The following is a 17,419-nucleotide window of genomic DNA, read 5'->3' as shown; positions in this document are numbered from 1 at the left end:
GCCGGAGGGCCGCCGACCGCAGCGCGCCTGGGACGCGGCGCTGAGCTGGTTCGTGTCCTCCTATCCGCTGCTCGGCGCGCTGGCGGCCGGGATGACGCTGGTCGCCGACGCGGATCTGGCGCGCGGCTGGGACATCGCCATCGCCGCGGTCAATGCCGAGGCGGCGGAGATCTACGTCAACCCGCTGGCCGGGCTGACCGAGCAGGAGTGGCGTTTCGTGCTCGCGCACGAAATGCTGCACGCCGCACTGCGGCACGGTGAACGCACGGCCTGGCGCGACCCGTACCTGTTCAACATCGCCTGCGATTACGTGGTCAACGGCTGGCTGGTGGAGCTGGGGGTCGGGGTCATGCCCGAGGGCCTGCTCTACGACCCCGAGCTGAAGGGCTGTTCGGCCGAGGAGGTGTACGACCGCATCGCGGTGGATCTGCGGCGGATGCGCAAGCTGGCGACGTTGCGCGGTCGTGGGCGCGGCGACGTGCTCGGCGAACCGCTACCGCATCCCGGCGGCGCCGGGCGTTACGTCGATCTGGACGAGTACTACCGCAACGCGCTGAGCACCGGCCTGGCCTATCACCTGAACAGCGGGCGCGGATACGTCCCCGCCGCGCTGGAGGAGGCGATCCGCGCCATGGACCAGCCGCCGCTGCCCTGGGACGCGCAGCTGGCGCACTGGTTCGACGAGCACGTCCCCGCGGTCGACAAGCGCCGCAGCTACGCGCGCGCCTCCCGCAGGCAGGCGGCGACGCCCGATATTCCGCGCCCGGCCTGGGTGCGCCCGGAGGAGGCCACGCGCCTGCCGACCTTCGGCGTCGTCCTCGACACGTCCGGGTCGATGGATGCGGCGCTGCTCGGAAAAGGCTTGGGCGCCATCGCTTCCTATGCCCTGGCCAGGGACGTGCCGCGCGCCAGGGTGGTCTACTGCGACGCCGCGGCCTACGACGCCGGGTACCTGCCGGTCGAGGAGATCGCGCGTGGAGTGCGGGTGCGCGGCCGCGGCGGCACCGTCTTGCAGCCGGGGGTGCGGCTGCTCGAACGCGCCGACGATTTTCCCGCCGACGGGCCGATCCTGATCATCACCGACGGCGCGTGCGATGTGCTGCGCGTACGTCGCGAGCATGCCTATCTGATCCCCGCGGGCTCGTCGCTGCCGTTTCGCCCGAATGGCCCGGTCTTTCGCATGCGCTGAGCGCACGCTCGTCACGACGACATCCGCATCGGTCCGCCCGAGATCGGAGTCGTGAGAAAGGGCGACCTAACCCTGCGCGAGATGCGAGCATGGAAGTGCTGTCGCACGATCGCCGCGACGAAGGGTGGTGGGGTGTGGCCGAGTTCGTGCAGGAATACGCCGCGTTGCGATGGGCGGTCGTGGCGGCGTTCCTGGTGGCGTCCGCGATCGTGGTGCTGCGGTTGGCCGGATCGGTGGTGGGGCGAGCCCAGTCGGTCGCTCACTGCTCGGATGCGGCGGGGCCGGGCGCCGCCCTGCTCGGATCGCCCGCGCTCACCGCGCCGATCTCGTCCGCGAATCAGCTTCCGGTCCAGGATCTTTCACCGAGGACCCGGGCGGCACACCAGGAATCGGATGCCGCCCATCTGGTCATGTGCCTGATCATGCTCGTGATGCTGATCTTTCCGACCGGTGCGAGTCCGCACGCGGTGCGCGGCGTGCTGATCGCCGTGATGGTCGCGTTCGGCGCGCTGCTGGTGAGCCGGATCGTGGAATGGCGCGCGGCCCGGGCCGAGGTGGCGGCGGGACACGTCTTCGCGATCGGATACCACGCGCTCGCCGCGGCGGCCATGCTCTACGCCATGTCCGGCCATTCGGCTGCCGGTCACACGGGTCCGGCGCCGCTCGCGGCCTTCGCGCTCGCCGCGCTCTTCCTCGCGGACGCGGGCGCGGTGCTGTGGCTGCGCGGCGGCGGATGGCACCGGCTCACGCACCCGGTCGGCGGCGGCTCGGCGGCCGTGGCGCCGCACGTGGTGATGGATCTCGGCACGGCGTACATGCTGATCGCCGCCGTGCTGGGAGGAAACGCCGTTCTCGGATGAACGTCGTTATCGGAGGAACAGAGCGCTCGGAGGGAAAGCAGCGCTCGGCCGAACCCGGCGGGCCGCGATCAGACCTCGACGACGGTATCGGCGACGACCCGTCCGCCCAGGCGCACCCACCCGTCGGAGTCCCATTCGGTGAACAACTGCGAGCCCTGGCCCTGCGTGATGATCAGGCTGCGGCGTAGCAGGGCGGTGAGCGCGACAGCCGCCGCGCCGGTGGCCTCGTCCTCGGCGATGCCCATGGTGGGGGCGAACATTCGCGACCGCAGCGTGGCACGGTGCTCCTCGGTCCAGCACCACAGGTAGTGCGGTCCGCCGGGGAACTCGTCGGGCCGCACCGTCGTCAGCTCCTCGACGCTGTCGAGCTGATGGAAGGTGAAGTCCGGCGCCCACTCGCCGCGGGCCTTGATCCAGGTCAGGCCATCGGCCAGCTCGACGGGCACCGGTCCGGCGGGCATTTCCAGCGCTCGCACCGGGATGCCCTGCTCGGCGAACCACCACGCGGTGCCGACCGACGGATGCCCGGCGAACGGGAGTTCGATGGCCGGGGTGTAGATCCGCATGCGGGCGATCTCGTCGACCGGATCCTCGACGACCACCGTTTCGCTGTACCCGGCCCGGGCCGCGAGGGCCTGCGCGTCGGCGTCGCCGACGTCCTTCGCACGGACGATGCCCAGTTGATTGCCGAGGCGTCCGGTCGCATCCGTGAATACGCGGACCACCTCGACCCGTGTGCCCATGGCTTCCGGTTCATCCTGTGTGCCCATGCACGCGAGCCTACCGGCTCGGACCGCTGGCTACCGGAGAGCAAACATTGTCTCGGTCACTCCGGGACCGGGTCCGTCGACGTGGAGAAACGCCGAAGGCCCCGTCCGGTCGGGACGGGGCCTTCGGATTGTCGCGGCGTCAGACCGACGCGGTGGCCAGCGTCTCGGTCGACTGCACGGCCTGGCCGACGCCCGCCACGATGGCGGCGGCGCGCAGCGACTCGAAGATCACCTCGCGGGAGACGCCTGCCTCGCGCAGGGTGTGCTCGTGCGCCTCCAGGCAGTGGGCGCAGCCGTTGATCGAGGAGACCGCGAAGGACCACAGCTCGAAATCGGCCTTGTCGACGCCGGGGGTGCCGATGATCTGCATGCGCAGACCGGCCCGCAGGTCGTCGTAGCGACCGCCGAGGAACGCCTTGCCCCGGTAGAACACGTTGTTCATGCCCATGATCGAGGCGGCGCCGAGTGCGGCGTTGTACGCCTCCGCCGACAGGATGCCTGCGGCTTCCTCGGCGATCTCGCGCAGCGTGGTCGCCGACCGGGTCGCGGCCGCCGATGCGAGCAGGGTGCCCCACAGCTGCTGTTCGTTCAGCACCGTGGTGCGCGCGAGCGATGACAAGTTGAGCTTGAGGTCCTTGGCGTACTCGGGGAGGGAGTTCTTCAGGTTCTCAATGCTCATTCGACGTTTCCTCTGTGTGGATCAGGCCCCGAGCGCGGGGGACGTTCTCGATGACGCTCCCCGCAGGCGCGGGGAGCGGGATCTGTTGGGGGAAGGGTGTTTCGGATCAGACGCTGGCGGCGAGGAGCTCACCGGCGTTGATGGTCGGGTCGCCCTTCTTCCAGTTGCAGGCGCACAGCTCGTCGGACTGCAGCGCGTCGAGCACCCGCAGCACCTCGTCGACGTTGCGGCCGACGGAACCGGCGGTCACCGAGACGAACTGGATCTCGTTGTTCGGGTCGATGATGAAGGTCGCGCGGTCGGCGACGCCGTCGGCGTTGAGCACGCCGGTGGCGGAGGCCAGCTCACGCTTGAGGTCCGACAGCATCGGGAACGGGAGGGTCTTGAGATCCTCGTGCTGCGCGCGCCACTGGAAGTGGACGAACTCGTTGTCCACCGAGGCGCCGAGCACCTGCGCGTCGCGGTCGGCGAACTCCTCGTTCAGCTTGCCGAAGGCGGCGATCTCGGTCGGGCAGACGAAAGTGAAGTCCTTCGGCCAGAAGAAGACGATCCGCCACTTGCCCGCGTGGTCGTCGCTGGTGATCTGGGTGAAGTAGTCGTCAGGCTGCTGAGCGTCGACCTTCGACAGGTCACCGCCGATGACCGCGGTGAGGTTGTATGCCGGGAACTGGTCGCCGATGGTCAGCAGGGCCATGCTTTGTCTCCTCGTCCTTCGTGGGGTTTGAGCGTGCGAAAGTTCTTCGGTGATCTTGCCTAAAGGCCAGTGAAAGGTAAAGGTGATCAGTCGCACTACACTGATAGGCGTGACTGATCAGACTTATCAGCCGACACTCTCACAGCTGCGTGCGTTCGTGGCGATCGCGGAATACCGGCACTTCGGGACCGCGGCTGCCCGGCTCAATGTGAGCCAGCCCACGTTATCGCAAGCATTGGCCGCCCTCGAAAACGGACTGGGGCTTCAGCTGATCGAGCGCAGCACGCGCCGTGTTCTGGTCACCGCGGCCGGGATGCGACTGTTGCCGCAGGCGATGGCGACACTCGAAGCGGCGGACCGTTTTCTGGCGACGGCCACCGGCGACGGGCTCGGCGGCACGCTGCGGATGGGAATCATTCCGACCGTCGCGCCGTACGTGCTGCCCGCGCTGCTGCCCGAGCTGCGCAAGCGGCTGCCCGCGCTGGTGCCGCAGGTGATCGAGGACCAGACCGCGCGCCTGGTGGAGGGGCTGCGCACCGGCGTGCTGGACGTCGCGCTGCTCGCGCTGCCCACCGAGAATGCCGGGCTGGTGGAGATTCCGCTCTACACGGAGGAATTCGTGCTGGTGACCCCGCGCGGGCACGAGCTCGCGGGCCGCAAGGACATCGCGCCCGCGGTGCTCGGCGCGCTGCCCCTGCTGCTGCTCGACGAGGGGCACTGCCTGCGCGACCAGACTCTGGACCTGTGCCGCTCGGTCGACATCCACCCCGGCGCCGTCGGCGACACCCGCGCCGCCTCGCTCGCCACCGTGGTGCAGTGCGTCGCGGGCGGGCTGGGCGTGACGCTCATCCCGGAGATGGCCGTCGCCGCCGAAACCGCCAGGGGCACACTGGAAACCGCCCGCTTCGCCGACCCGGCTCCCGGCCGCACCATCGGCCTGGCCTTCCGCGCCTCCAGCGCTCGCAGCGAGGACTACGAATACCTCGCCGCCATCATCCGCGCGCAGCGGCCGATGTGAGGCATTCCGGCCGATGGGAGCATTGACCGCAAGCGTGGTGGCTGAGACGCTCGGCTGGTGCGGATTCACCACCTGAACTGCGGGTCGATGACGTTGGGCATGGTCGACCACTGTCTGCTCATCGAGACGGACACCGGGCTCGTCCTGGTCGACACCGGGTACGGCCTGGAGTGCGTGCGGGATCCCGGACGGATGATGGGGCCCGCGCGATTCTCGCTGGGCGCCAAGCTGCTCGAACGGGAGACGGCGATCCGTCAGATCCAGGCGCTCGGCTACGACCCGGCCGACGTCCGCGACATCGTGCTCACCCACCTGGACCTGGACCACGCCGGCGGGCTTGTCGATTTCCCGGACGCGACCGTGCACGTGCACGGGCCGGAACTGCGCGCGGCGACGTCCGCGAAGGGCTTGTTCGACAAGCTGCGCTACCAGCCCGCGCAGTGGGCGCACCGGCCGAAGTGGCTGACCAACGAGATCGACGGCGGCGCAGACTGGTTCGGCTTCCGCGCGGTCCGCGATCTGCCGGGTCTGCCGCCGGAGATTCTCGTCGTCCCCCTGTACGGCCACACCGAGGGGCACGTGGGCGTGGCGGTCGACACCGGCAACGGCTGGCTGCTGCACGCCGGCGATGCCTTCTACGTCGGCAGCGAGGTCGATCCGGTGCACCCGCGGACCCCGTTGATCTGGCAGCTCCTGGAGCTGCGTTCGCTGGGGTCGAACGATTTCCGGGAGAACCGCGAACGGCTCATCGCACTCAATCGGGCGCACGGCGGCGAGATCACCGTCTTCTCGTCGCACGATGCCGACGCCTTCACCCGGCTCGCGGGGCGGGGCTGACGCCGAGCCGTCGCGACCGCGGAGCCGGGGTCCGCGTGGCCGCCGGCGATGCGGCACAGTGGTGAGGGCGGTGGAGAGGAGCTGTGGTGGACGGTGCCGGTGGCCCTCCGGCTGGACGCCTTGCGCGGGTGTCCGCGGCCGAGCATGCGCTCTTCGTCTACGGCACCCTGCAATTTCCCGTGGTGTTGCGCGAGCTGATCGGGCGGTGTCCCGATCTGTCACCGGCCACGCTGCCCGGATGGCGGGTGGCCGCGCTGCCCGGCCGGGTGTATCCGGGGTTGGTCGCGGCGGCGCGAGCGACGGCGCGCGGCGTGGTGCTGTCGGGTTTGGGCGCGCGGGAGTGGGCGGTGCTGGACGCCTTCGAGGACGACGAATACGACCTGCGTCCAGTGGGTTTCGACGGGCACCGTGTCGACGCCGAGCGAGGCGAGGTGGGTGGGCTGCGCATCGACCGGGAGGGTTTCGGTCCGGCCCCTTTCGCGCCGGGCGCGGTGTGGACCTACGTGTGGACCGCCGAGGTGACCCCCGCGGACTGGCGTGCCGACGAGTTCGCCGCCCGGCATCTGCGCACGTTCACCCGCCGGTGCGCGGGTTGGCGGCAGACGCTCGATCCGAGGGTTTGCGATTCCTAGACGACCGGTCGTATAGTCCTTCGCATGGCACGACCGCGACGCAGTGACGACACCCGCCAGCTCCTGGTGGAGGAAGGCGCGGCCGGGTTCCTGGCCAACGGCTATCACGGCACCGGCATCAAGCAGGTGCTCGACGCGGTCGGTGTGCCGAAAGGCTCGTTCTACAACTACTTCGACAGCAAGGAGAGCTTCGGGCAGGCGATCATCGACTACCACTCCCGTTGCATCCAGCGGAACCTGGCCGAGGCGCTCGGTCCCGCGCCGGATCCGGTGACCGGACTGCGGACGTTCTTCGCCAAGCAGATGGACGAGTTCGTCGAAACTGATTACACCGGTGGCTGTCTGATCGCCAACCTGGGCGGTGAACTGGAAGGGAGCGAGACGCTGCGCGAATCGCTGTCCGGCGCGTTCCGCGCCTGGCGCGACGGTGTCGCCAAGGCGCTGCTGGAGGCGCAGGAGCGCGGTCAGGTGCGCGGCGACATTCCGGCCGACGAGCTCGCCGACCTGCTCATCGAGTCCTGGGAGGGGGCGGTGATCCGGATGAAGATCGACCGCTCGCTGGAACCGCTGCACAAGTGCCTGCGGCGCCTCCTGGACGACTACTTCCGACCCTGAATCCGATTGCCCGCCACGGCGGGTGAGTCCGTACCCATTCCAAGACGACCGGTCGTATCCGATAGAAGGGAAACAACATGTCAGCGAAAACGGTCATCGTGACCGGATCCTCCAGCGGGATCGGCCGCGATGTCGCCAGGGCGCTGGTCGCCCGTGGCGACAATGTGGTGATCAACGGGCGCGACCCGGACAAGCTCGCCGCGGTCGCCACCGAACTCGGCGCGCCCGAACGGGTCGCCCAGGTGGTCGGCGACATCGGCTCCGCCGCAACGGGTTCCGCGCTGGTTCGGGCCGCGGTCGAGCGGTTCGGCCGGGTGGACGTGCTGGTGAACAACGCGGGCATCTTCGGCGCCACGCCGTTCGTCGATGTCACCGAGGCGGAGCTGGACAGCTACCTGAACGCCAACCTCAAGGGCACCTACTTCACCACCCAGGCGGTGGTGCGCAGGCTGCTGGAGCAGGGTGGCGGCGGCAGCGTCGTGAACATCGGCACCGTGCTGATCAACCACGCGCTCGCCGGGTTGCCCGCGTCGGCGGCGCTGGTCAGCAAGGGCGGCGTGCACGCGCTGACCACCAGCCTGGCGGCCGAACTCGCCGCCGACGGCATCCGGGTGAACCTGGTCGCGCCGGGCATCATTCGCACCCCGCTGCACGGCGACGGCGACGAAAAGGCCTCGGGCCGTCTGGCTTTGCTCAACCGCATCGGCGAGGTCGCCGAAACCACCGCCGCCGTCCTCTATCTGGCGGACGCGGAATTCACCACCGGCCACATCTTCCCCGTCGACGGCGGGTTCATCTCCGGGAGGGCAGCGTAATGCCTTACGTCAATATCAAGGTCACCGACGAAGGTGTCACCGCCGAGCAGAAGACCCAGCTCATCAAGGGAGTCACCGACCTGCTGCGGGATGTGCTCGGCAAGGACCCGGCGAGCACGTTCGTGGTGATCGATGAAGTGGCACTGACCGATTGGGGCGTCGGCGGGATGAACGTGGCGGACTGGCGCGCGCTCAACTCCTGACGTCCCGAGGCCGGCGGACGCGCTCGACTTCGGTCGTGTCGCGCCGCCGGCCTTCGGTGTTTCCCGGTGGTTCGCCGCATGGTCGTCGCGGCGGGAAAGCGGCCGCACGGCAAGGGATTCGGCGGTACCGTATTCGGCGCGGCGTTGCGTTCCGGAGAGTCCCCGCGATCTCACAGTGTCAGTGCACAATCCAGCTCGACGGAGGGGAGCTGCGATGCCATCGCTTTTGGAAATCACCACTCATTTCTTTCTCCAGGTTGCGGTCATTCTGGTGACCTACCGACTGCTCTGGCCGGTGTTTCGCCGATTGGGCCAGGTGCAAGTCGTGGCCATCATGGTCGCCGGATTCGTTCTCGGACCGTCGATTCTGGGCCTGGTCTGGCCCGCCGCCCAGGAATGGCTGTTCCCGACGACGCTCGCGGTGGGCGACACGAGCGTCACGCACCCGAACCTGACCGCGATCTACGTCGTCGGCCAGCTCGGCCTGGTGCTGTACATGTTCCTGGTCGGTGCCTCGTTCAAGCTGGACATCCTGTCTTCGCACCTGCGCAAGGCGGGCGCCACCTCGACCGCGGGCGTAGCGGTGCCGCTGGTGCTCGGCGGCGCGCTCGGCTGGTGGATGGTCGGCAGCGGCGGGTACTTCACCGACAAGGTGGAGCAGTGGCAGGGCGGGCTTTTCGTGGCCGCGGCCGTCGCCATCACGGCGTTCCCGATGCTGGCCTGGATCATCTACGATTCCGGGCTGCTGAACACCCGCCTCGGCACCATGTCGCTGGCGTGCGCCGCGGTGGACGACGCGTGCGCGTGGATCCTGCTGGCCACCGTGATCGCGACCACCAAGGACAGCATGAACGGTGCGTTCCTCGCCGTCGGCGGCGGACTGGCCTACCTGCTGTTCATGATGTTCGTCGCGCGGCGCTGGCTGGCCAAGCTCGACACCTGGCAGCCCAAGCGCGGCGACACCGAACACGCGGGCGGGCTGCCGATCGCGCAGCTGTGCGTCGTGTTGGTCGTGGTGCTGCTCGCCAGCTGGTTCACCGACTGGTGCGGGATCTACTCGGTGTTCGGCGCGTTCGTCGCGGGCGCGGTGATGCCGCGCGGTCAACTGCTCGACACCATCCGTGCGCGTTTCGAGCCGCTGGTGGCCTATCTGCTGTTGCCCGCCTTCTTCATCTACTCGGGCCTGAACACCGAACTCAGCCTGATCTTCGAGCCCGAGGTTCTGCTCGCCGCGGTGCTCGTGCTGCTCGTCTCGTTCGTCGGCAAGTTCGGCGCGGTCGGGCTCGCGGCGCGCTGGCAGGGCATGAGCAAGCGGGAGGCCGCGTCGATGGGTGCGCTGGCCAATGCCCGCGGGCTGATGGAGCTGATCTTGTTGAACATCGGCCTCGGGGCCGGGCTCATCACCGGCGAGCTGTACACGATCCTGGCGCTGATGACGATCATCACCACGTTCATGGCGACGCCGGTGCAGCGGGTCTTCGAACGCAGAGCGTGGAAGGCCGGGCTGGTCTTCGGTCCGGACGGTGAACAGACCAAGCCGGAGACGACGGGGAAGGAACCGGGCGGCGAGCCGGAGCGCTCCGGCGAACCCGCGCCCGTCACCACCTGAGGCCGAGCGGCGGTCCGAACCCGAACCGTGGCACGGCATCGGCGCGATCCGTCGCCGGTAAAGCGAATCGCACCGGCGCCGAGGATGTCGAAAATCCTTGGCGCCGATGCGATTCGGCGTACTGCGTGACCTATTCGGCCGCGCGCAGCGCGTGCGGCTCGATGGCGCCGCGCACCAGCGCGGGACCGTCGATGGTCTCCGCGCGGTAGGGCAGGGTGGCCAGGCGGTCGACCATGCCGGGCACCGGGTCGCCGATCGCGTCGACCAGGCCGAACAGGAACGACCACTCGTGCTCGTCGCTGCCGTAGTGCACGACGGTGCCGAACTGCTCGTGGAAGCGCTGCCAGGACCGCTTCAGGGTCTCGTTGCGCCACATCGTCGCGCAGCCGGCCTGCGCGCTGAGCACGCCGCCCGGCGCGAGCAGGGCTCGACATCGAGACAGGAACTCCGCCTCGTAGAGGCGGTTGTGCTGGGCGTCCTCGACCCGCTCGTCGGGCAGGTCGATCACGATGACGTCGTAGCGGGTGCCCGCCTGCTGGGCGTTGGCCAGGAAATCCCAGCCGTCGGCGTAGTGCACCGTGATCGGGCCCTCGCCCGCGACCGCCGCGGCGAGCTCCTCGGTCGTGTAGCCGTAGGGCAGGTGCTCGGCGCACAGCTCGACCTCGAGCTGGTCGATGTCGACGTGGTCGACGTTGGTGGCGCCCGCGGCCACCGACATCTGGCTCGCGACGCCTTCGCCGGAGCCGATGATCAGCACGTTGTCCAGCTTCTCGGCCAGCACGAAGGCGGGCACCATCATCGCCTCGTGGTAGGTCAGCTGGGAGAATTCGGTGGACTGGCGGTCGTCGTCGGAGAACAGGCTGATGCCCTGTTCGGTGCGTGCGATGACCATGTGCTGGAACGGAGTATTGGTGTCGACGATCACATCGTGCAGATCCCAGATCCGGGTCAGGCCCGCGCCGACCGGCTCCTCGATCTTCTGCGCGCCGTGCCCCCGCTGAATGACCTTCATGCGAACGTCTTCGGGAGACAGCTTGTCCCGCAGCATCTCGACGGCCTTCGTGGCGCCCGCACCGATGCTGCCGCAGGTGAAGACGTCGACGAAGATGTCGCCGGACTCCGGATAAGTGTGAATCGAGGCGTGGGACTCCGACAACAGCGCGAGGACGGTCACCCCCTGCGGATCGAACTTCTTGTGAACGACATCGCAGATGGTGACGCCCGCCGCGATCAGAGACTCACGCAACGCCGATTCGAGTCGTTCGAGATCGTCGCAGAGATCTGCGTCGACACCACCGAACTCGGCCAGCACATGCCAGCCGGTGAATTCCGCCGTCATAGGCAAACTCACTCTCGCTCAGCGCCCGAGACATGAACGGTCAAGGGCGGAAAACCATTGAAGGACACCGACGAATAGCTCGCGGTATAGGCGCCGGTGTCGAGGATGGTGATGCGATCACCGGCTCGCAACGTGGTCGGCAGAAGGACCCGTGTGCGTTGATACAGTACATCGTCGCCGTCGCAGGTAGGACCGGCGACCACCGCCTCGTCGACGGGGTCTCCGTCGCGTTCGGTGACGAACCGGTAGGCGATGTACTCGTTCTCGGTCTCGGCCATTCCGTTGTAGCGGCCGATGTCGAGATACACCCAGCGTCGTCCGTCCGGCGCGATGCGGACGCCGACGACCTCGGCGTGAATGGTGCCCGCGTTGCCGACCAGCGCGCGACCGGGTTCGACGACCAGTCCGGCGGTCTCGGGCAGGAATTCGGCGGCGGCGGCGTCGACGACCGCGGCGATCTCGCCGAGCGCGGGGGCGGCCTCGGCGTAGGAGATCGGCAGCCCACCGCCGATGTTCACCGAGGTGATGTGAATGTCCTTGGCGGCCAGCGCTTCCGCGATCTCACCGGCCTGCTGGATCCCGATCCGCCACGCCGCGGGATCCAGTTGCTGGGAGCCGACGTGGAAGTACGGCCCGGCCACCACGAGTCCGAGGTCGCGAGCGCGCACCAGCAGCCGCAGCGCCTCGGCGGGCGAGCAGCCGAACTTGGTGCCGAACGGGGTCTGCGAGGCGGGGGTGGAGGCGAGGAAGCGGCACTCGACCTCCGAACCCGGCGCGTGCTCGACGATGCGCAGCAGATCGTCCTCGGTGTCGAAGGCGTAGCGGCGCACCCCCTTGGCGTAGGCGCGGGCGATATCGGCAGCCTTCTTGATCGGATTGCCGTAGCAGAGCTTGTCCGGCGCCACCCCGAGGTCGAGGCACAGGTCGATCTCGCCGATGCTCGCCACGTCGAATTCCGCGCCCTCGCCATCGAGCAGGGTGATCAGCTCCGGCACCGGACTTGCCTTCACCGCGAAGCGAATGCGCGCCTTGCCTGCGCCTCGGGCGGCGACGGCGGCGTCGAGCGCACGGTAATTTTCGCGAACTCGCTCGGAGTGGATGACAAGGTACGGGGTTTCGGGCATAGTTGATCTTTCGCGTGGGCAGCAGCGGAGAGAGTATCAGCGGCCCCTACCCAGATACGAATCCGTCGAAACCCATATCCGAGCGGGGGCTGCGCCCCTACCCTTCGGACACCGTGACCTCGTCGAACACCACCTCGCCCGCTGCGTCGGACGCGGCGAGATCGACCACCGCCTCGAGGGCCCAGCCGTGGTCGCCCGCGGGATCGTCGAGGACCTGGCGCACATGCCAGAACCCAGGACGCTGTTCGATACGGAACAGCTGGGGGCCGCGCGCGTCGGGGCCGGTGCCGATGCGCTCATACTCGGCGAAATAGGGGGCGAGCTCCTCGGCCCAGTCCGGGCCGGTGCCGAGATCGCTCAGCGCGTCCCAGCGGCGCAGCGCGGACAGTTCGACGCGGCGGAACATGGCATTGCGCACCATGACGCGGAAGGCGCGTTCGTTGGCGGAGATGGGGCGGATGGTCTCGGCGCCGAAGGCCAGCTGCTCGGCGTCGTTCTCGGCACCCGGACCGGTGAGCTGCTCCCATTCGTCGAGCAGGCTCGAATCCACCTGCCGGACAAGCTCGCCCAGCCACTCGGTGAGATCATCGAGATCCTCGGTGCGTGCCGCGTCGGGCACGGTGCGGCGCAGCGCGCGGTAGGCGTCGGCCAGGTAGCGCAGCACCACGCCCTCGGAACGCGCCAGCTCGTAGTGCGAGATGAGCTCGGCGAAGGTCATCGAGCGCTCGATCATGTCGCGCACCACGGACTTGGGGGAGGGCGCGAACTCCGAGACCCACGGATGCCCGGCACTGTAGGTCTCGTAGGCGGGCTCGATCAGCTCCGCGAGCGGTTTGGGCCAGGTCACGTCCTCGAGCAGCTCCATGCGCTCGTCGTAGTCGATCCCGTCGGCCTTCATCTCGGCGACGGCTTCGCCGCGCGCCTTGTGCTGCTGGGCCATCAGCAGCTGGCGGGGGTCCTCGAGGGTGGATTCGATGAGCGAGACCACGTCGAGGGTGTAGCCGGGGGAGTCGCGGTCCAGCAGGTCGAGCGCGGCCAGCGCGAACGGCGAGAGTGGCTGGTCCAGGGCGAAATCGCGTTGCAGGTCGACGGTGAGGCGGGCGTAGCGGCCGGTGGCGTCGGGCTCGGCCAGCTGCTGGACCACCCCGGCGTCGCGCAGCGCGCGGTAGAGGCGGATCGCGCGCAGGATGTGTCTGCGTTGCGCGGGGCGCGGCTCGTGGTTGTCCTCGAGCAGATGGCGCATGGACTGAAAACCGTTGCCGGGCCGGGCGATCACGTTGAGCAGCATCGCGTTGGTGACGTTGAACCGCGACACCATCGGCTCCGGCTGCGCCGCGACCAGACGGTCGAAGGTCTCCTCGCTCCAGGAAACGAATCCCTCGGGCGGCTTGCGGCGCTGGACCTTGCGCTGCTTCTTGGGATCGTCGCCCGCCTTGGCGAGCAGCCGGGCGTTCTCCACCTCGTGTTCGGGGGCCTGCACCACCACGGTGCCCATGGTGTCGAAACCCGCACGCCCGGCCCGCCCCGCGATCTGATGGAACTCGCGGGCCTTGAGTCTGCGGGTGCGCACACCGTCGAACTTGGTCAGTCCGGTCAGCAGCACCGTGCGGATCGGCACGTTGATGCCGACGCCGAGAGTGTCGGTGCCGCACACCACCTTCAGCAGTCCGTCCTGGGCCAGCCGCTCCACCAGCCTGCGGTATTTCGGCAGCATGCCCGCGTGGTGCACGCCGATGCCGTGCCGGATCAGGCGGGACAGCGTCTTGCCGAAGCCCGCCGCGAAGCGGAACTCGCCGATCGCCGCCGCGATGGCGTCCTTCTCCGCGCGAGTGGCGAAGTTCACGCTGGTCAGCGCCTGCGCCCGCTCCAGCGCCGCGGCCTGGGTGAAGTGCACCACGTAGACCGGGGCCTGGTGGGTGGTGACCAGTTCCTCGAGGGTTTCGGTGATCGGCGTGCGGACATACGAAAAGCTCAGTGGCACCGGGCGTTCGGAGCCCGCCACGATCGCGGTCCCGCGGCCGGTGCGCCGCTCCAGGTCGCGGGCGAAGAAGTCGACCTCGCCCAAGGTCGCCGACATCAGCAGGAACTGCGCGCGCGGCAGCTCGAGCAGCGGCACCTGCCAGGCCCAGCCCCGGTCCGGGTCGGCGTAGAAGTGGAACTCGTCCATGACGACCTGACCGACGTTGGCGTCGGCGCCCTCGCGCAGGGCCAGATTGGCCAGGATCTCGGCGGTGGCGCAGATGATCGGCGCGTCGGCGTTCACCGCGGCGTCGCCGGTGACCATGCCCACCTTGTCGGCGCCGAACACCTCGCACAGGGCGAAGAACTTCTCGCTGACCAGCGCTTTGATCGGGGCCGTGTAGTAGGTGCGCTGTCCCCGGGTGAGCGCGAACAGATGCGCGCCGACCGCCACCAGGGATTTGCCGGAGCCGGTGGGCGTGGCCAGGATGACGTGAGATCCGGATGCCAGCTCCAGCAGCGCCTCGTCCTGCGCGGGATACAGCGGCGTGCCCTGCTCGGCGGCCCACATGCCGAACGACTCGTAGAGCGCGTCGGCGTCGGTTCCTGGAATGTCGAGCAGTTCGGTCAGATCCACTCCGACCAGCTTAGGGCAGACGTCGGCGAGGCCGACACCGTGATCGGGCACCGCGCTGCGCGGCGCTCTCATGCCCTGCGCCGCACGGCGCCGTCATGCCCTGCGCCGCACGGCGACCTCGTCAGGTGTTGTCGCCGTCGTAGCCGCCCTGTTCGGCGAGGAAACGCTCGAACTCGGCGCCCAATTCGTCACCGCTGGGCAGCTCGCCGTCGCCGGCCAGCAGGCTGGACTGCCGCTCCTGCGAGGTGACGAAGGTGTCGTACTGGCGCTCCAGCGCGTTCACGACCGTCTCGACCTCGGAGTTGCCTGCGATGTGCTCGTTGACCTGCTCGCGAACACGCGCGGCGGCCTCGCCGAGCGCGGCGAGCGGAAACTCCAGACCGGCGTTCTCGGCGACGTTCTCCAGCAGCGTCTGCGCGGCCTCCGGGTAGGCGGTCTGGGCGAGATAGTGCGGCACGTGCACGGAGAAACCGACCGATTCGTGTCCGTGCTGGGCCATCCGGAACTCCAGCAGCGAGGACGCGCTGCCCGGTACCTGCAGCTCGCCCGGCCAGCGCTGGTGATCGGAGATCAGGTCGCGATCCGAGGAGTGCGCGGTGACGCCCAGCGGGCGGGTGTGTGGAATGGCCATCGGAATCGCGCTCAGGCCGATGCTGCGGCGCACGCCCAGCTGTTCGGCGAGCAGCCGCACCGCGGTGGTGAACTTCTCCCAGCGCAGATCCGGCTCGATACCCGAGAGCAGCAGGAACGGCGTGCCCGCCGTGTCGCGCAGCGCCCACAGGTTCAGCTCGGGATCGGCGTAATCGGCGAAATGATCGGTTTTGAACGTCATCAGCGGACGGCGGGAGCGGTAGTCCAGCAGTTCGTCCACGTCGAACGAGGCGACCAGTTCGCTTTCCAGGCTCTCGCGCAGGTGCGTCGTGGCCAAGCGGACGGCATGCCCGGCGTCGGTGAAGCCTTCCAGCCCGTGCACGAGGACCGGACCCGCGCCGTCGGCGGACGACAACTGCGGAGCGGGGAACTCCAGCTCGTACATTCGCGACTCGTAGTCCATCGCGTACTCCTTCCTGCGCGGTCCACCGCGGCCACCGATCGAGGGCAGCACGGCGAGGAACCCATGTCCATTGTCCCCCATGGCGATGACACGCACCGCGCACGGTGCAGACACCGACCCATAGAACGAGCCAACAGCGCCCGGGCACTGAGCATTCCCGATCGGCCACGGACTATTCCCGTGCGCGGGCGCCGATTGCTCCGCGGACCGAGTTCCGATGCCGTGCAGGCCGGTGACGTGCGGTAATGCCATGGTGTCGCAGGCTGTGCCCGGTCGGCACCCGGATCGTCGGCGTGGCATCGCGGAGGCGAAAAACGTGTTTGGCACAGTGGGCGGTGTGACTGTGCCGGTTTCGACGGGACGCCCGCGTTCGACAGGACGCACGCGCGTGTCGAGCGCCTGCGCGCTGGCCGCGTGCACGCTGTTGCTCGCGGGCTGCGGATCGACCGTCACGGGACATCCGGTCTCGGTTCAGCAGACGACCGTCCGGCATGTCAGCGCGGTACTGAACACGCTGCTGCCCGACCCCGCGCAGTTCCCGGCGCGCTACCCGGCGGTGGTGCTGCCCCCGGAAGCGGCGGCGCAGGCCGCGGGCGACCTCAACGGCGTGACCCGCGGGGCGACCGTGCGGCCGGACGGGTGCGCGCCCTCCGAACAGCAGTTCGGCCCCGACCACACGGCCATCGCGGTCGGCACCGACGAGGCGTCCCGCGCCACGCTGACCGTCGAACTCACCCGGACCCGGCAGCAGCTGTCCACGCTGCGCGAGCAGGTGCGGCGCTGCGGTGAGATACGGGTGACCAGGGCGGGCGCGACCACAACCGTGTCGACCGAGCTGGATCCGCCGCCGCCCATCGATGCCGACGACACCCTGGCGCTGCGCCGCACCGTCGCCCCGGACGTCGGCGGCCCGGGCCTGACGCAGACCATGCGGACGCTGATCGGGCAGGTGGGCGATGTGCGAATCGCGGTGACCTACATGACATTCAGCGATGCGGCACCGGACACCACGGCGCTGGACGAGTTGTTCACGACGTCGGTGCGGAAGGTGCGCGAGGCCTGAGGCTCAGGCCGCGGAGCCGGTGGGCAGGTCGTTCGCCGATCGCCGCGCAGGCGAGACAGGGCCTAGGGGCAGGGCAGCGGGCGCTGGTGGCGTGGGAGCCTGCGTCGGCCCGATACACGCAGGGTCCGACACCGCGCGCCGCCGGACGGCGCTCGCCCCGTCGTTCGTCCACAGCGCGGCCGTTATCCACAGGGGCATTGTTCGCCCAGGTCGGGCGGCTGGCGGCGGTCCGGTCGGCGCGCAGGATGGCGGCATGACGACTCCAGCGAACCCGCCCCTCGACGCGGGGGCCCGGCGCGGCGGCGAACCGGCCGATCCGCCC

The 17,419-nt window shown here is 69.1% G+C and carries 17 protein-coding genes; 10 read left to right on the top strand and 7 right to left on the bottom strand.

What is annotated here, in order from left to right; translation table 11 throughout:
* On the top strand, nucleotides 1-1,189 hold a 1,189-nt coding region (locus NL1_RS33340), incomplete at its 5' end, for a vWA domain-containing protein (RefSeq protein WP_218024526.1).
* 89 nt (nucleotides 1,190-1,278) lie between these two features.
* Nucleotides 1,279-2,049, top strand: coding sequence for a DUF5134 domain-containing protein (locus NL1_RS33335; RefSeq protein WP_067848201.1), 771 nt, complete (start codon nucleotides 1,279-1,281; stop codon nucleotides 2,047-2,049).
* A 68-nt stretch (nucleotides 2,050-2,117) separates the two neighbouring features.
* Here NL1_RS33335 and NL1_RS33330 read toward each other — a convergent pair whose 3' ends face one another.
* The 3 genes from NL1_RS33330 to NL1_RS33320 form a co-directional block, all read right to left on the bottom strand.
* Entirely contained in the window at nucleotides 2,118-2,792 is a 675-nt protein-coding gene (locus NL1_RS33330; RefSeq protein WP_067848213.1) for a PhzF family phenazine biosynthesis protein, read from the bottom strand.
* Between the two features lie 166 nt (nucleotides 2,793-2,958).
* The gene (gene ahpD / locus NL1_RS33325) at nucleotides 2,959-3,498 is read right to left on the bottom strand and encodes an alkylhydroperoxidase, AhpD family (protein ID WP_067848198.1); all 540 of its coding nucleotides are present in this window, start codon (nucleotides 3,496-3,498) and stop codon (nucleotides 2,959-2,961) included.
* Between the two features lie 106 nt (nucleotides 3,499-3,604).
* Nucleotides 3,605-4,192, bottom strand: coding sequence for a peroxiredoxin (locus NL1_RS33320; RefSeq protein WP_067848194.1), 588 nt, complete (start codon nucleotides 4,190-4,192; stop codon nucleotides 3,605-3,607).
* A gap of 109 nt (nucleotides 4,193-4,301) precedes the next feature.
* On the opposite strand from NL1_RS33320, the gene NL1_RS33315 reads away from it, so the two are divergent.
* From NL1_RS33315 to NL1_RS33285, 7 genes are all read left to right on the top strand, one after another.
* Nucleotides 4,302-5,210, top strand: coding sequence for a hydrogen peroxide-inducible genes activator (locus NL1_RS33315; RefSeq protein ID WP_067848191.1), 909 nt, complete (start codon nucleotides 4,302-4,304; stop codon nucleotides 5,208-5,210).
* 57 nt (nucleotides 5,211-5,267) lie between these two features.
* The gene (locus NL1_RS33310) at nucleotides 5,268-6,047 is read left to right on the top strand and encodes an MBL fold metallo-hydrolase (protein WP_067848188.1); all 780 of its coding nucleotides are present in this window, start codon (nucleotides 5,268-5,270) and stop codon (nucleotides 6,045-6,047) included.
* A gap of 86 nt (nucleotides 6,048-6,133) precedes the next feature.
* Nucleotides 6,134-6,679: a gamma-glutamylcyclotransferase family protein gene (locus NL1_RS33305; RefSeq protein WP_218024525.1), complete on the top strand. Its 546-nt coding sequence runs from the start codon at nucleotides 6,134-6,136 to the stop codon at nucleotides 6,677-6,679.
* A 24-nt stretch (nucleotides 6,680-6,703) separates the two neighbouring features.
* Nucleotides 6,704-7,294 (top strand): TetR family transcriptional regulator C-terminal domain-containing protein, encoded by a 591-nt coding sequence (locus NL1_RS33300; RefSeq protein WP_067848182.1) that lies wholly within the window; start codon nucleotides 6,704-6,706, stop codon nucleotides 7,292-7,294.
* Nucleotides 7,295-7,371: 77 nt separating this feature from the next.
* A complete protein-coding gene (locus tag NL1_RS33295) occupies nucleotides 7,372-8,109 on the top strand; it encodes an SDR family NAD(P)-dependent oxidoreductase (protein ID WP_067848178.1) in 738 nt (245 codons plus the stop codon).
* The gene (locus NL1_RS33290) at nucleotides 8,109-8,312 is read left to right on the top strand and encodes a tautomerase family protein (RefSeq protein ID WP_067848175.1); all 204 of its coding nucleotides are present in this window, start codon (nucleotides 8,109-8,111) and stop codon (nucleotides 8,310-8,312) included. The genes NL1_RS33295 and NL1_RS33290 overlap by 1 nt, the downstream gene beginning before the upstream one ends.
* A 214-nt stretch (nucleotides 8,313-8,526) precedes the next feature.
* The gene (locus tag NL1_RS33285; RefSeq protein ID WP_067848172.1) at nucleotides 8,527-9,921 is read left to right on the top strand and encodes a cation:proton antiporter; all 1,395 of its coding nucleotides are present in this window, start codon (nucleotides 8,527-8,529) and stop codon (nucleotides 9,919-9,921) included.
* 130 nt (nucleotides 9,922-10,051) lie between these two features.
* On the opposite strand, the gene speD is transcribed toward NL1_RS33285, so the two are convergent.
* The 4 genes from speD to NL1_RS33265 form a co-directional block, all read right to left on the bottom strand.
* Nucleotides 10,052-11,260 (bottom strand): adenosylmethionine decarboxylase, encoded by a 1,209-nt coding sequence (speD, locus tag NL1_RS33280; RefSeq protein WP_067848169.1) that lies wholly within the window; start codon nucleotides 11,258-11,260, stop codon nucleotides 10,052-10,054.
* Nucleotides 11,261-11,268: 8 nt separating this feature from the next.
* Nucleotides 11,269-12,384 (bottom strand): type III PLP-dependent enzyme, encoded by a 1,116-nt coding sequence (locus NL1_RS33275; protein ID WP_067848165.1) that lies wholly within the window; start codon nucleotides 12,382-12,384, stop codon nucleotides 11,269-11,271.
* A 97-nt stretch (nucleotides 12,385-12,481) separates the two neighbouring features.
* On the bottom strand, nucleotides 12,482-14,980 hold the full coding sequence (locus NL1_RS33270) for a DEAD/DEAH box helicase (RefSeq protein ID WP_067848210.1): 2,499 nt from the start codon (nucleotides 14,978-14,980) through the stop codon (nucleotides 12,482-12,484).
* A 121-nt stretch (nucleotides 14,981-15,101) separates the two neighbouring features.
* Entirely contained in the window at nucleotides 15,102-16,034 is a 933-nt protein-coding gene (locus NL1_RS33265; RefSeq protein ID WP_067848207.1) for a PAC2 family protein, read from the bottom strand.
* 388 nt (nucleotides 16,035-16,422) lie between these two features.
* Between NL1_RS33265 and NL1_RS33260 the strand changes: the two genes are divergently transcribed.
* On the top strand, nucleotides 16,423-17,097 hold the full coding sequence (locus tag NL1_RS33260) for a DUF5642 family protein (RefSeq protein WP_245673702.1): 675 nt from the start codon (nucleotides 16,423-16,425) through the stop codon (nucleotides 17,095-17,097).
* Nucleotides 17,098-17,419: the final 322 nt, after the last annotated feature.

Source organism: Nocardia lijiangensis NBRC 108240 (genome assembly GCF_001613045.1).
Classification (GTDB): Bacteria; Actinomycetota; Actinomycetes; order Mycobacteriales; family Mycobacteriaceae; genus Nocardia; species Nocardia lijiangensis.
Note: the sequence above shows the minus strand (reverse complement) of the source record. Positions and strands in the feature narration are given on the sequence as shown.